Origin of the sequence: Dyella sp. 2YAF14 (assembly GCF_052114725.1) — a bacterium.
In the GTDB taxonomy this organism is placed as follows: domain Bacteria; phylum Pseudomonadota; class Gammaproteobacteria; order Xanthomonadales; family Rhodanobacteraceae; genus Dyella.
The window spans coordinates 108,880-122,234 of the sequence record NZ_JBFRFH010000012.1 but is presented as its reverse complement, the minus strand read 5'-3'; the positions used below and the strand labels follow the sequence as shown (position 1 = coordinate 122,234).

Below are 13,355 nucleotides of genomic sequence, written 5' to 3'. Positions count from 1 at the left end.
GTGCGCGACAAACCTACGGAGCGGTACACCGCATCGTGGCTGTCGCGCACAGGGTGCGCTCCCACAGACAAGCGGGCGTTGGAGAGAAAATGAGCGATGCCCAAAGCCGATGCGAAGCGAGGCCCCGCTTTAAGTCCTCAGCGATTCGGGCGCGTTGCGCAGCGCTTGGAAGTATCCCCTGTGTACCCTCGGAGGTTGTCCCGCAACAGCGCGTCTCGAGCGCTCGGGCTTATCCCAACACGATGCTGCGGGCGTTATCAGGCCATTCTCTTTGGGTTACTTTCGACGCGAAGCTAGTCCCGAGGGATCTCTTGGGCCAGCAAGAGAAAAGTGACTCGGTCGGCGGCAGCCGATCGAAACGCCCGCCGCGCAGGCGGCACGCTGGCCTCGAGGCGACGACCGGAGACTGACGAGACTGGATGACCAGCCCTTTGGCCGTTGAAAAGCGCCTCCGGCCTACGCCGGAATGACGAGCAAAGGGCGGCCTGCGCCGAGAGGACGAGCAAAAAACAGGAGCCCCTGTGCCGGGATGACGATCAAAAAAAAGGTCACCGCCGGGACGACGAACTAACCCGCACCGCGGCCATCGGCCGAATCAACCTCACCCTACATCGGCTTCCCACTGATATCCGGCAACCCCGTCTCCAGATACCAGTGCTTGCTCTCAGCGTCATAACGCCACGTCTGGTGATCCGTCACCGTGCGCTCAGCCTGAGTATTCACGTTGACCAGGTTGATCTTCACCGTCTGCTTCACTTCAAGCTGGCCATTGGGTACGACGCCGTTGCCGTCGTCATAGCCGCTGACCTTGTATTGCTGGTAGCGGGACATCTCCAGGGGCGAGATCGGATGGGCCTCGCGCACCTTCGGGTCCACGAACACCAGGGCGGCGTTGAAGTCGCCCCAGCGCACCGCGCTGGCGTACGCATTGAGCGTGGTGGTGAGGTCGTCGTTGCGTTTGTTGGTGGCACAGCCACCGAGTGCAAGCACGGACAGCGTGACGAGCGGGATCAGGACGCGGCGCATCTGGCATTCCCCTTGGACTAGGCCTGCATTGTGCCCAAGCAGAAAGACTTTTTCATACGGCGTCGGGGGAGCGTCGCTTGGCCACGAAACGGGCTTCCAGTGTCGCGGCGGGCTTGGTACCGGTGCCGGGTACCAGGCAGGTCACCTCGATACGGGCGCGGCCACGCGAGTCGAGCGTGTCGAAAAAGGTGACCCAGTTCGCACCTTCGGCCAGGCGTGCTTCGCTGACGAAGCCCTCCCAGACCGGTTCCAGGTAACGCACGGTGGATTCGCCGACGAACAGGTCGCATTCGAGGCCGCGCATGCGCAGTTCCAGTTCGACCAGGCCCCAGCCGTTGAGCGTCATCACGCTGACCAGGCTGCCGCCGAAGGCGCAACCCTTGTCGTTGATGTTCGGGCCCAAGGGGGCGGCGAGGGAGAATTGCTGCTCGTCGCAGCCGTGCAAGTTGACGTCCATGGTCTGCGCCAGGGGAATTTCATCGCGCATGAAGTTGACCAGCTTGCGTGCAAGAGTGTGTCGTTCGGTGCTGCTCATCGTCGCGGGGTAGGCATGGGGGGAAGGCGTAGTTTACGCACCCAGGCGGGACAGCACCGCTACGGCCCGGGCCGCTACACTCCCCGGCACCCCCGGAGAGGCCCATGAGCACGCGATCCCCGACCCTTGCCGAGCCCGCGCTGGACGGACGCACCGTGGTCATCACGCGCCCGGCCGGTACGGGTTCGCCGTTGGCGCGGCGGGTGCGGCGGATGGGCGGCGTGCCGCTGTTGTTGCCGGGTTTGTCGCTGCGTGCGGTCGATGATGCGGAGGCGGCGGCTATCGAGCTGCGTGCCGCATTGAGCGACCAATTGCTGATCTACACGAGCCCCGCCGCCGTACGTTTTGCCGCCCGGCTGGCGCCGTTGCGAACCACCGCCACCGTGCTTGCGGTAGGCCAGGGCACGGCGCGGGCATTGGCGCGCCATGGTGTCGATGCGCTTGCCCCGCTGGCGCGCCAGGACAGCGAAGGTCTGCTGGAACAACCCGGGCTTTCTCAGGTGCGGGACCGCCGGGTGGCGCTGATCGGTGCGCCGGGTGGTCGCGGCGTGCTGCGTGCGGAACTGCTTGCGCGTGGTGCACAGCTGCGCGAGGTGCATGTCTATCGCCGCGGCACGCCGCGCTGGCAGCGTCGTCAGCTCGATGCCATCCGCCAATTGCCGGTTGACGCGCGAGTGCTGCTGTCCAGCGCCGAAGCGCTGGATAACCTCAAGCAGGGCTTGCCTGCCGATGCGTATGCGCAGCTGATCCGGGCGGTGGCCATCGCCAGCAGCGAGCGGCTCGCCGAGGCCGCGCATGCTGCCGGCTTCAGGCGCGTCGCGGTGGCAGCCTCGGCGCTATCGGACAACTTGCTGGCAGCCGCAGCCCGTTCTTAGGCGTTTTCCTGCGGGAACCCCACGCCTTCACGCGCGTTTGATGCGAGCCCCCCGGCGTGGGCTGTTAGCATGTCGCGCATGAGCCAAGACGACTCCTTCCTCGATCGTGGTGCGCCTGCGGGCGCGCGTTCAGACACCCATCCCCGCGCCCAGCGCGTGACGCCGCCAGCCCGGCGCGGCAGCGGCACCCTGGCGGTGGCCCTGCTGATCTCCTTGCTTGCCCTTGGCGGCGCCGGCTATGTGGGCTGGCGCCAATGGCGGCAGGAACAGGGCAATGCCGCCGGCAATGCGGCGCTCAGCGGACTCAAGCAGCGCGTCGATACCCTGGAGAGTGCGTTCGGCGCCAGCGACAGTGAGCGCAATCTGTTGCGCCAGCGCCTGGGCGATGCCGATCAGGTGAATCGCTCCTTGCGCGAGGAGCTGCTGAGCCAGTCCGAGCGCACGCGCAATCTCGAAGACGCAGTGACCAAGCTGTCCGAAAAGACGCTGTCCGGCCACGACGCCATGTTGCTGGACGAAACCGAATCGCTGCTGCGCATGGCCAAGGAACGCTACGACCTGTTCCACGACGCCCAGGGCGCACTCGCTGCCTATGCGCTCGCCGACCAGGCACTCGCCGCGGTCAACGACGGCGCCTTCTCCGGTCTGCGCCAGAGCGTCGGCGCGGAACGCGAAGCGCTGAGCAAGACGCAGACGATGAATGTGGACACCGCGCTGAACACGTTGAGCAATCTGCGCGCTGCGACCATGGAACTGCCGCTCAAGCCGTTGGATGCCGCGGCATCGGACAGCGCCCCCGGCGGCTGGTCGCGCATCATGGGCGCCCTCGATCAAGTGGTGAAGGTGCAGCGCACGAATGGCGCACCGCTGTCGGTGGCCGATGCACGCTTCGCGCGCGAGCTCGCTTCGATCGATCTGGCACAAGCGCAGGCGGCGCTGCTGGCCTCCGATCGCGACGCCTACATCGCGGCGCTCAAGCGCGCCGATGCCGGCATCGCGGCGCAGTTCGACATCAACGCCGCGCCGGTACAGCAGGCGCGCACGCAGTTGGCGAGCCTGCTTGCCCAGCCGCCCGGTGCGGCGGTGCAGCTGGGTGCGGCCCTGGGCGAGCTGCGCAATCTGCGCGCCGTGCATGCACTCAAGCCCGCGGCCAGCAGCTCGGCCGGAGCCAAGTCATGACGTTGTGGCGCTGGATACTGCTGCTGGTGATCGTGGCGGCACTGACCGCGTTCGGCTGGCATTGGGTAGCGGAAGATCCAGGCTACGTGCTGGTGCAGCTGCGCGGCTGGCAGGCGGAAACCACGGCGGTTGCCGCGATTGTGATCCTGCTGCTGGCCTGGGCCCTGCTGAGCGCGCTCTGGTTTGCCGTGCGTTGGCCGTTCGGCGCGTTCACCCGTCGCCATCGCCGGCTGAGCCGCCGGAAAATGAGTGATGGCCTGCTCGCGTTGATGGAAGGTCGCCACGGCGATGCCGAGCGCGATCTGCATCGTGCCTCGCGTCTGGATGTGCTGCGTGGTCCTGCCTTGCTCGCGGCGGCCGAGGCCGCATCGCGTCGCGGCGAAAACAGTCGCGCGCTCGCTACGCTGGACGACGCGGCCCAGGTCGCACCGCGTGGCGCCCGCGTGCTGCGCGCCCGGGTACTGCGTCGCGAGGGTCGTCCTGCTGAAGCCGTGAATCTGCTGGCGGCCGATGCCGACGCCGGCAGCCTCACGCCCGGTGGTTGGCGCGAACTCGCGCTTGCTGCCCTCGCCAGCGGCGATACGCGGCGGGCGCGACAGGCCTTGGAGCCACTGCAAAAGAGTGGCTCGCTCAGCACGAAGACCTTTGCCGTATTGGAAGGCCAGGTGCTGGCCGCTTCACTGCGCGGAGCCTCCGACGCGGCTGCGCTCAACACCCTGTGGTCGCAACTCCCGAAGACCCAGCGTCGCGTGCCTGCGGCGGTGGACGCCTATGCGCGCCAGGCGGCATCGTTCGGCATGGTGTTGCCGGCGATGGACGAAGTGGAATCGGCACTGCGTCGCGAGTGGTCGCCGCTGTTGATCGAAACCTACGGTGCGCTCGGCGGTGAAGATATCGAAGCGCGCCTGCGTCGCGCCGAGTCGTGGCTCGACGCCCATCCCAACGATGCCGCGCTGCTGCTCACGCTGGGCCGCATGTGCGTACGCCAGGGCCTGTGGGGCAAGGCGGCGCAGTATCTGGAACGTTCGCTGGCCCTCACGCCCAGCAGCGGCGCGTGGGAATCGCTGGGCGACGTCTACGCCGGCCAGGACGATGCCGCGCTGGCCCAGCGTTGTTACCGCAATGCCCTGGCGCTGGCGCGTGGCGAAGCGGTTGCCCCGTTGCCGCAGGGTGCGCGCTCGGCGCGCCTGGACACCCGCCCCATCGCGGTGGAAGAGCGCAGCGAACACGGTGTGCCGCGCTTGCCCGAATAAGCGGGCGGCAGGCCATCCATCGTCTTCAGGTCTGAATTCCCAGCTGTGCCAGTTGGGGATCGGCCATGCGCCAATGAGGCCACCGGCCGCCTCGCAGGCAGGACAAGGTGGCATCGCGCAGGCGATGCAACTGAGTTGGATCCAGTGGTGGTGACCAGTCCGGCTCGTGCACAGCATGCTCGATGCGCTCGCAATTGCCTTGGGTGATGGCGACATGCTCGGGCAGCGTGAAGGAAGGACGAGACACCAGTGGCGCGGTGACCGCTGGCACCGATGTAGCGGTTGTTGGCGCGTGCGGCTCGCTATTGAACGCATGGCTGAACACGTTGATCAACCCGATGACGCCGACGACAGCGCCCAACCTGCCGCCATAGTTTGTGCGCGTGCGTGGCGGAGCTGCCTGTCGATACGCCGCAGGCGAAGGCAGGTTGGAGAACGACTCCGCCATCGCCTTGTCTCGCGGCGGTAGTGCCGCGAATGCCTGTTCCCAGGCCGCCAGCGCTGAGCGCTCGACGCGCAGCGCGAGGTAATGCGGATAGCTCTGCAATAACTGCTGCATGTCCGGCCAGCGAAGGGTAGCGTCACGCGTGAAGTGCGAGGGTACGAGGTCGGGGCGATCGAGCGGTGGTGCGCCGCCAAGGCGATCGAAAAGGTCGTTGCAACCGGTGGCTGTCGCAGTCCGCCTCCATGCGATCTCTTCTTCCTGTACTGCACGAATCCACCCTCCACGCGCGCCCATTTGCTTCACATGGATGACGTCGTTCCAACCGAACTGGTTGCAGGCAGCATCGAACAGCGCAAGCCGTTGCGGCAGGCGCATCGCGGCAAGCCCGTCGATCAGCATGGCTTCGAAGATGGCCGTGACCTGGAGGTGTTCGCCTCGCAGGCCGATCAGCTGTTCGCTGAACACCACGTCTAACGGTTCGCCGCAGCCCAGCCGTTGCGCCAGTTGCTGCAAGGCGCGATTCGCCACGTTCACCGGCGCATGCGGATCGGGCAGCGGCATCTCGGTCGTGGCAGCAACCGTCGCCGAGGACGGAGGCAGCTGGGCCGGTGCCGGCGCGGCTGCCAGCGGAGCAGTTTCCGCGGCTGCGCCGTCGCTGGCGCGGCGACACCATGCAGTGGCGGCGGCGTACGCCTCGCGCAGCCGCGTGAAACCCCCGATGTCGGTCGACTGGTCGACCTGTTTCAGCCTCGCGGCGTATGCACGCTTGATATCAGCGGCGTCGGCCGCGGTGGTGAGGCCGAGGTGATCCAGGAACCACGGTGTCTGCATATGCGTTCGAATGTCCGGCCGAATGTCGGGTGCCACGTCGCAGGACCCTGCGGCCCTGCAACGTACCTATGGCTTCTCCGTCACTCCCCCTGACGGCGGGCAAGATCATGGCGCGCCGGCCATGGTCTGTCACGTCGGCTAACTGGCCGAGATCGCCCAGGTGATGAAGCCGGCGTTGATTGCGGTGAACACCAGGGCTACCAGGAAAATGGTGTCGGCCATGCGTTCCAGCCGATGGTTGCGGCCCAGGCTGCGCGTGCGCAGCGCCCAGTACGAGAGCAGGCACGAGGCGAGATAAAGCATCGAGTTGAAGGCCAGCAGGTCGTCGCCGAGCAGGTCCTCTTTGCGCAGCGAAATCACCACGCGAAGAATGCCGATCACGGTGAGGCATACGCCGACCATCGCGGCCGATGCGGTGAAGATATGCACGCAGATATCGTGGTCCAGGCGCGCGCGCTGGCTTTCGGGGCTGCTATCGGAGATGTCGGTCATGGCATGGCCTGGGTCGAATGCATCGAAAGATGGGAGCCCGCCATCGGCCGGCGGTTCCCGTCGAACCTTCCTGCGTTCATCGGCCAGATCATAAGGCGACTCAGTCGCCTGGGCGTACCCACCAGCGCTGTACGCGCTCGGCCAGCATCACCACGGCCAGCGAGCAGACGATGCCCAGCGCCACTTCGCCCACGCGCGTGAGGGCGATCAACCAGAACGATCCGGTATGCGGCACCAGCATGATGATGGTGGTGGTTGTGCCGCTGAGCCTTCCCGCGCTGCCAACGCCCAGCAGCCAGCAGGCGGTGATGGAGACCACGATGGCCACGGCGTAGGCGCTGTATTGCTCGCCCAGCAACAACGTGGCGCTGAAACCTACGACGCCGCCCACCAGCGCGCCGATCAGTTGGTCGCGCGAGGACGAGCGCGTATCCAGATAGGTCTGCTGCGTCACCGCGATGGCCGTGATGGCTGCCCAGAAGGCCTGCTGGGTATGCAGCAGCAGGCCCAGCCCATAGGCGCTGCTTGCCGCCAGCAGCGCCTGCAAGGCGAACCACAAGCCCTGCACCAGGCGATGCGTCCATGGCTGGTGGCGGTATACATAAGCCAAGCCCTGCTGGACGTCGACGAGGCGTCGCAGGTTGTCGCGCAGGGAGGGCTGGTCGCTCATGGGCGTGGCTACAGAGGTGTCAGATTGGCATAGGCATAGACCAGCCACTTGCTGCCGCTGTTGGCGAAGTTGACCTGGATACGCATATGCGCGCCGCTGCCCTCGGCCGTCACCACGATGCCTTCGCCGAAACTGGGGTGGCTCACGCGCTGGCCAAGCGTCAGCGGCATGCTCTCTTCCAGCGACTTCGATCCGCTGTTCGGACGTGCCCCGTAAAGCGGGCGGCTCACCTGCACGCGCGGGCGGACCTCGTCGATCAGTTCGGGCGGAATTTCCGCCAGGAAGCGTGATGGGCGCGCGAGCATTTCCACGCCATGCATGCGGCGCGATTCGGCATAGGTGATGAACAGGCGTTCGCGTGCACGCGTGATGCCCACGTAGGCGAGGCGGCGTTCTTCTTCCAGGCGGCCTTCGTCTTCCACCGAGCGCTGGCTGGGGAACAGGCCTTCTTCCATGCCGACCAGGAACACCACCGGGAATTCCAGGCCCTTGGCCGAATGCAGCGTCATCAGCTGCACGCAGTCATCCCAGGCTTCGCCCTGGCCTTCGCCGGCTTCCAGCGCGGCGTGCGAAAGGAAGGCCGACAATTCGCTCAGGCCTGCTTCCTCGTCATCGGGCGTCAGCTCGAAACGGCTGGCGACGTTGACCAGTTCGTCCAGGTTTTCCACGCGCGATTCGGCGTTGCCGCGGCTGTCCTTTTCGTAGAAGTCGCGCAGGCCGGTGTGGGTGATGGCGTGGTCGATCTGTTCGGCCAGGGCGAGCGCGTCGCCAACGCCTGCGCCCGCGAAGGCACGCGCCATGTCCTCGATCATGGTGAGGAAGGCCTTCACCGCGTTCTTTGCGCGGCCGGCCAGCTCGCTGCCGCCGCTGAGTTCGCTGAGCGCGGCCTCCCACATGGAGCTGCGTTCGGTGCGGGCACGACGGCGCAACACATCCAGCGTGCGATCACCAATGCCGCGCGGCGGTGTGTTCACCGCGCGCTCGAACGCGGCGTCGTCCTGCCGGTTGGAGGAGAGGCGTAGATAGGCCAGCGCGTCCTTGATTTCCGCGCGATCGAAGAAGCGCTGACCACCATAGACGCGGAAGCGGATATCCCGCTGCATCAGCTGTTCTTCGAAGTTGCGCGACTGCGCATTGGAGCGATAGAGAATCGCGCAATCGCGCGCCTGGCCATGCTCGGCGACGTACTCGCGGATGCGCTCGATGACGAAGCGTGCCTCGTCCTGTTCGTTGTAGGCCGCGTACAGCGCGATACGCTCGCCTTCGCCGCCATCCGTCCACAGCTGCTTGCCGAGGCGGCCGCCGTTGCGGGCGATCACGCTGTTGGCGGCTTTGAGAATGGTCGAGGTGGAGCGGTAGTTCTGTTCGAGCTTGATGGTCTTGGCGCCGGGGAAATCGCGCAGGAACTGCTGCACGTTTTCCACTTTCGCGCCGCGCCAGCCATAGATGGCCTGGTCGTCGTCGCCCACCACGAACACCTGGCCGGTGTGGCCGGCGAGCACGCGGATCCACGCGTACTGCAGCGTGTTGGTGTCCTGAAATTCGTCGATCAGCAGGTGGCGCCAGCGATCGCGGTAGTGATCGAGGATGGACGGGTTGTGCAACCACAGTTCGTGCGCGCGCAGCAGCAGCTCGGCGAAGTCCACCAGGCCGGCTCGGCGGCAGGATTCTTCATAGGCCTGGTAGATCTGCACCAGGGTGCGCGTCATCGGGTGGTCGCGATGCTCGATGGTGTCCGCGCGCTTGCCTTCGTCCTTCCATTGGTTGATCTGCCACGTCGCCTGGCGCGGCGGAAAGCGTGCCTCGTCGAGGCCAAGCCCGGCGATCACGCGCTTGATGATGCGCTGCTGGTCATCCGCGTCGAGGATCTGGAAACCTTCCGGCAGGCCCGCCTCGCGCCAGTGACGGCGCAACAGGCGATGCGCGATGCCGTGGAAGGTGCCCACGGTCAGGCCCTGGGTACCGCCCGGGATCAGCTGGTCCAGGCGGGCGCGCATTTCGCCGGCGGCCTTGTTGGTAAAGGTGACGGCGAGCACCGACCACGGCGACACGCCCACCACCTGGGTGAGCCAGCCGATGCGGTGCGTGAGCACGCGCGTCTTGCCGGAGCCGGCGCCCGCAAGCACGAGATAGTGGCCAGGAGGCGCGCATACGGCTTCGCGCTGCGCGTCGTTGAGCTTGTCGATCAGGTGGGAGACATCCATCCTGCCTATTGTACCGGGGGAGGCAAGGCCGTTCCCGCCAGGGTGCCCGAGTCGGGCCTCAGTAGTTGAGACCCGGGCTCAGCAGGTGCCAGCAGGCGATGAACGCGATGGCGGCGAGACACGTCAACAGCAGGATTGTGGCGCTGATCCGGCGCCACCAGCTGCCGCCACGGCGCCAGGCGCGCCAGCATTCCATGGCGACTCCCAGCGTACCCAGCACCGCCAGGATGCCGACCATGTGGAGCAGTCGCAGCCGCGTGTCCAGCTGGGCCACGCCCAGCCGCGGCAGCAGCAGGCACCAGCCACCCGCAAACAGCAGGTAGAGAATGGCGGTGAGCCGGCTGAGGCGATACCAACGCAGGTCCTGGTCCGTGAGCGTCGATATCTCGCGCCGACGAAGCAGCGCCACGACGGGCCACGACAAGGCGATCAGGGCGAACGCGCCGAGCATCGCGATGACCATGCCAAGGACACGCGAGGCCGGCCAGCCGCTGGCCGGCAGATACACCTCGATCGGCGACACCGTATCCACCGACAGCATGCTCACCTTGCCGTTGCGCACCAGCGCGCCGAGGTGCCGGCCGCTGGCATCATCCAGCCACAGATACGGCTTCACTTCACGCCAATGCGCTGCGCCGAACATCGGCGTAAGCAGCGTGCCGTCCGGCGCGATGCTGATGATGGTCTGGCGAAACAGGTTGCGCAGCGCGAGCAGGTTGTCGGTCGAGGTGATGCTGGAGGTATAGCGACCTGCCAGTTGCGCCGCATGTTGTTTGTCGGTGGCCAGCGTGGCCGGCTTCAATTGCGGCAACGGCGGAAAATAGCGATCGGAGAAGCGGTTCACCAACTCGCGCAGCAGAGGGTGGCCCTGGCCGCCATCGGTGGCGAGGAAAATGCCGGTGTGATGATCGGGAAACAACGCGAGCAGGCCGTTGAAGCCGGCATGGGAGCCGCCATAGCCGAGGATGATCTGGTCGCCATGATCCAGATGCGCAAAGCCCAGGGCCATACCAGGAAGACCGGGAATCGCCGCGCGCTGGTAGCTCTGCATCGTTTGCACGGTGGCCTGTTCGAGCAGTTGCGCGTTGCCGGAACGGCCGTACTGCAGGTGCGCGATCATGAAGCGCGCCATGTCCTCGCCGCTTGCAGACAAGGCCGCTGCCGGTACCGCCGTGCGCAAGTCGAACGGATGCGGCGGCGTATCCCGCTTGCCGTAATTGAGCGCCATGTCCGCCTGCAGCGGGGCCGGCAGCGGTTGTCGGAAGCTGGCGTGCTTCATCTCCAGCGGCGCCAGGATATGCCGCTCCATATAGTCGTTGAACGGCTGTCCGGACACGCGCTGCACGATGTATCCGGCGAGCGTGGCGCCGTAGCTGGAATACGCGGGAATTTCGCCTGCGGGATAGATGCGCGACGGCACCCACTGCTTCAACCAGGCGTCATAAGGCATCTGGGATGCGGGATCCGCGGCATAGCGATCCTTCAGCACATCCTCGAAGCCCGCTGTATGCGTCATCAGGTCGCGCAGTGTGATCGGCTTGCCATCGCGCGCGGGGATGCCGAAATCGAGATAGCGATTGATGTCGGCATCGAGATCGAGCTTGTGCTTCTCGACCAGCTGCATCACCGCCGTCCACGTGAACAACTGCGAGATCGAGGCAACGCGGAACATCGTGCTGGCCGGATCAACCGGCTTCTTCGCCTCGGCGTCCGCCTCGCCATAACCCTTGGCATAGAGGATTTCGCCGTCCTTCACCACCACCGCCACGGCGCCGGTCACCTCGCCCTTCTGCATCAGGGCGTTCATTTCGCCATCGAGCCAGGGCTGCAGGCTGCGGGCGTCGAGTTCGGATGCGCCCAGCTGGGTGACGGTGGCGTGCTTGGCCTCCGGCAGTGGCGTGATCTGGATCGGCGCCTGCGCCCACAGGCTGGCCGGCAGCAGCATCAGGGTCAGCGTCGCAGCGCATGTCCGCGAACGGAGACGGCTCATCACGGTGGACGCGATGGCGAGCATGCGGGACTCCTTGAAGCAGATGCGGCGGGGACGATGGGCAAGTATGCACCGCCCCTTGTGGCGTGGCGTCGCCGTGGCGTCAACGCGCGTCAGGTGGTTTTCAGCTGGAAGCGTGCGCTCAGTCGCGTTTCATCTGGGCAACGACATCGGCCAGTTCGCGCACCGCCGCTTCGGAAACCTCGCGCTGCGGCGTGATGTCCGGGTTGTTGTAGTTGCCGCCGTCGCCGATCACCTGGACCATGATGCCGTCGCTGCGTGGCACCACGCTGAGATTTTGCGTACGCAATCCGTACGTGACTTCGGGCTGCGGAATCAGCCTTGCCGTCTGCCCGCGCACGGGGATCACCGTATCGTCGTTGAACAGTGCGCGCGCACCGTAGCCCGTGGCATTGACCAGGGTGTGCTCGGGCAACTGTTGAAGCTGCTCGGCGTGTTCGAATTCGCGGATCTCGATCTTGCCGCCGGCCGCAAGATATTCGCTCATCAGATAGTTCGCATAGCTGCTGATATTGAACATCAGCGTGGTGTAGCGACGCACATAGGGTTCGGGGAACGGATGCTGGCCTAGTGATAATTCCACCGGGCGTGGCGTGAGATCGCGCACGCGGTCGGCAAATTCGCCGTACTCGGGTTCGTCCGCCACCTCACCGTGGAATTTGCCGAACGGCGCGTCGGCCAGCGAATACCCGTCGATCCATTCGATCGGCTGGCCCGGCAGGCCGAGCAGGCTCTGGTAACGCGCGTAGGAAATGCGCGTCATCATTTCCCAGCGGTCCGCCAGGGCGGGGGCGTGTGCGGCGTCGCAGATGCGCGAGTCGGGTGTCCACAGGCCCGATGCCCGCATGGAGAACACCTCCGGCGGCAAGGCCTTGGCATAGATGCGCGTGGCCAGCCCGGCGCGCTGGGCGAGCAGGGCGGTCGTGAGTCCAATCGCACCGCAGCCGACTACGCCCAATTCGCGTGCGCCGCTCGCCTGCACCATCTGCAGCGCCAGCGTGCCCGAGCCCCACGACAGCGACCAGCCGCTGCCGCCATGGCCATAGTTGTGCACCAACGTTTTCTTGCCGATTTTTTCCAGTTCGATGCGCGGACCTGCCGCACGGAACGGGCGCGTGCACACATAGACGCCGGTGATGCGGTCGGTGCTGGCGCGGATGGGGGCCAGCGATGGGGAGCAGGCGGTAGAGGCCGAGCGCGATTTCACTGCTGGCGCGGTGCAGGCGGCCAGTCCCGCGGTCGAGGCCACGGCGAGCGTGGCGCTGGCTTGGCGCAGGAATTGGCGGCGTTCCATGGGCGTTCCGAGAGGTTGCGGCGCGAAAAGCTTACACGCTCGTCATTCCGGCGCAGGCCGGAATCCAGTAGCGACGGGCAGCGGTCTTCGCGCGAACGTAAGAGATCTTCGACGCATCGCGAGAACCGAATGCACGGCAACTGGATTCCGGCCTACGCCGGAATGACGAGCTAAGGAGGCATCAGCCCTTCTTGAAGAACCCACCGAGCGCCAACAACGCGCCCACCACGATCCCCGCAATACCCACCCACTGCGGCAACGCCTTGTCATGCGTGGCGCTGACTTTAGCCGAGCCGATCTGCACGAGGGTGTCGGTGGTCTGATAGCTGCCATGGCCCAACAGGACCCAGATGCCGCCGGCCAGCAAAATGACGCCGAGGATGATCAGCACTGCACGCATGGAAAGCTCCTTGAAAAGGTGGACGGACGAAGAATCGCCAGAGCGCGTCACGCCGCTGTGAAACCGCGCCAAGTCGTCGACGCGCCACCATAGGAGCAGAGGGAAAGGGAAAAGTCGACGGCGGCGTGAAGCATGGCTGC

General features: G+C 65.9%; 12 protein-coding genes. 3 read left to right on the top strand and 9 right to left on the bottom strand.

The genetic code is table 11. The annotated features are described in order from the left end of the window. Positions 1-606: 606 nt before the first annotated feature. The gene (locus AB4Y82_RS16575) at positions 607-1,026 is read right to left on the bottom strand and encodes a hypothetical protein (RefSeq protein ID WP_441604858.1); all 420 of its coding nucleotides are present in this window, start codon (positions 1,024-1,026) and stop codon (positions 607-609) included. A 52-nt stretch (positions 1,027-1,078) separates the two neighbouring features. After that, positions 1,079-1,561 (bottom strand): YiiD C-terminal domain-containing protein, encoded by a 483-nt coding sequence (locus AB4Y82_RS16570; protein WP_441604857.1) that lies wholly within the window; start codon positions 1,559-1,561, stop codon positions 1,079-1,081. Between the two features lie 104 nt (positions 1,562-1,665). Here AB4Y82_RS16570 and AB4Y82_RS16565 point away from each other — a divergent pair, with 104 nt between their 5' ends. The 3 genes from AB4Y82_RS16565 to AB4Y82_RS16555 all read left to right on the top strand — a co-directional run bounded on the left by AB4Y82_RS16565 (position 1,666) and on the right by AB4Y82_RS16555 (position 4,868). Continuing rightward, entirely contained in the window at positions 1,666-2,436 is a 771-nt protein-coding gene (locus AB4Y82_RS16565; RefSeq protein ID WP_441604856.1) for a uroporphyrinogen-III synthase, read from the top strand. A gap of 78 nt (positions 2,437-2,514) precedes the next feature. Continuing rightward, positions 2,515-3,615 carry a uroporphyrinogen-III C-methyltransferase gene (locus AB4Y82_RS16560; protein WP_441604855.1) on the top strand — a complete coding sequence of 367 codons (1,101 nt, stop codon included), beginning with the start codon at positions 2,515-2,517 and terminating at the stop codon, positions 3,613-3,615. Then, a complete protein-coding gene (locus AB4Y82_RS16555) occupies positions 3,612-4,868 on the top strand; it encodes a heme biosynthesis protein HemY (protein ID WP_441611487.1) in 1,257 nt (418 codons plus the stop codon). The genes AB4Y82_RS16560 and AB4Y82_RS16555 overlap by 4 nt, the downstream gene beginning before the upstream one ends. Before the next feature lie 25 nt (positions 4,869-4,893). Here the strand turns inward: AB4Y82_RS16555 and AB4Y82_RS16550 are convergent, their stop codons facing one another. From AB4Y82_RS16550 to AB4Y82_RS16520, 7 genes are all read right to left on the bottom strand, one after another. Continuing rightward, positions 4,894-6,180 carry a hypothetical protein gene (locus AB4Y82_RS16550; RefSeq protein ID WP_441604853.1) on the bottom strand — a complete coding sequence of 429 codons (1,287 nt, stop codon included), beginning with the start codon at positions 6,178-6,180 and terminating at the stop codon, positions 4,894-4,896. A 102-nt stretch (positions 6,181-6,282) separates the two neighbouring features. Then, positions 6,283-6,636 (bottom strand): hypothetical protein, encoded by a 354-nt coding sequence (locus AB4Y82_RS16545; protein ID WP_441604852.1) that lies wholly within the window; start codon positions 6,634-6,636, stop codon positions 6,283-6,285. Positions 6,637-6,736: 100 nt separating this feature from the next. After that, complete coding sequence (locus tag AB4Y82_RS16540; RefSeq protein WP_441604851.1) at positions 6,737-7,306, bottom strand: FUSC family protein; 570 nt, start codon at positions 7,304-7,306, stop codon at positions 6,737-6,739. Positions 7,307-7,314: 8 nt separating this feature from the next. Beyond that, positions 7,315-9,510 carry a DNA helicase II gene (gene uvrD, locus AB4Y82_RS16535; RefSeq protein ID WP_441604850.1) on the bottom strand — a complete coding sequence of 732 codons (2,196 nt, stop codon included), beginning with the start codon at positions 9,508-9,510 and terminating at the stop codon, positions 7,315-7,317. Positions 9,511-9,568: 58 nt separating this feature from the next. Next, complete coding sequence (locus AB4Y82_RS16530; protein WP_441604849.1) at positions 9,569-11,524, bottom strand: serine hydrolase domain-containing protein; 1,956 nt, start codon at positions 11,522-11,524, stop codon at positions 9,569-9,571. A gap of 118 nt (positions 11,525-11,642) precedes the next feature. Continuing rightward, positions 11,643-12,815 (bottom strand): FAD-dependent oxidoreductase, encoded by a 1,173-nt coding sequence (locus tag AB4Y82_RS16525; protein WP_441604848.1) that lies wholly within the window; start codon positions 12,813-12,815, stop codon positions 11,643-11,645. A gap of 181 nt (positions 12,816-12,996) precedes the next feature. Further along, on the bottom strand, positions 12,997-13,215 hold the full coding sequence (locus AB4Y82_RS16520; RefSeq protein ID WP_441604847.1) for a hypothetical protein: 219 nt from the start codon (positions 13,213-13,215) through the stop codon (positions 12,997-12,999). Positions 13,216-13,355: the final 140 nt, after the last annotated feature.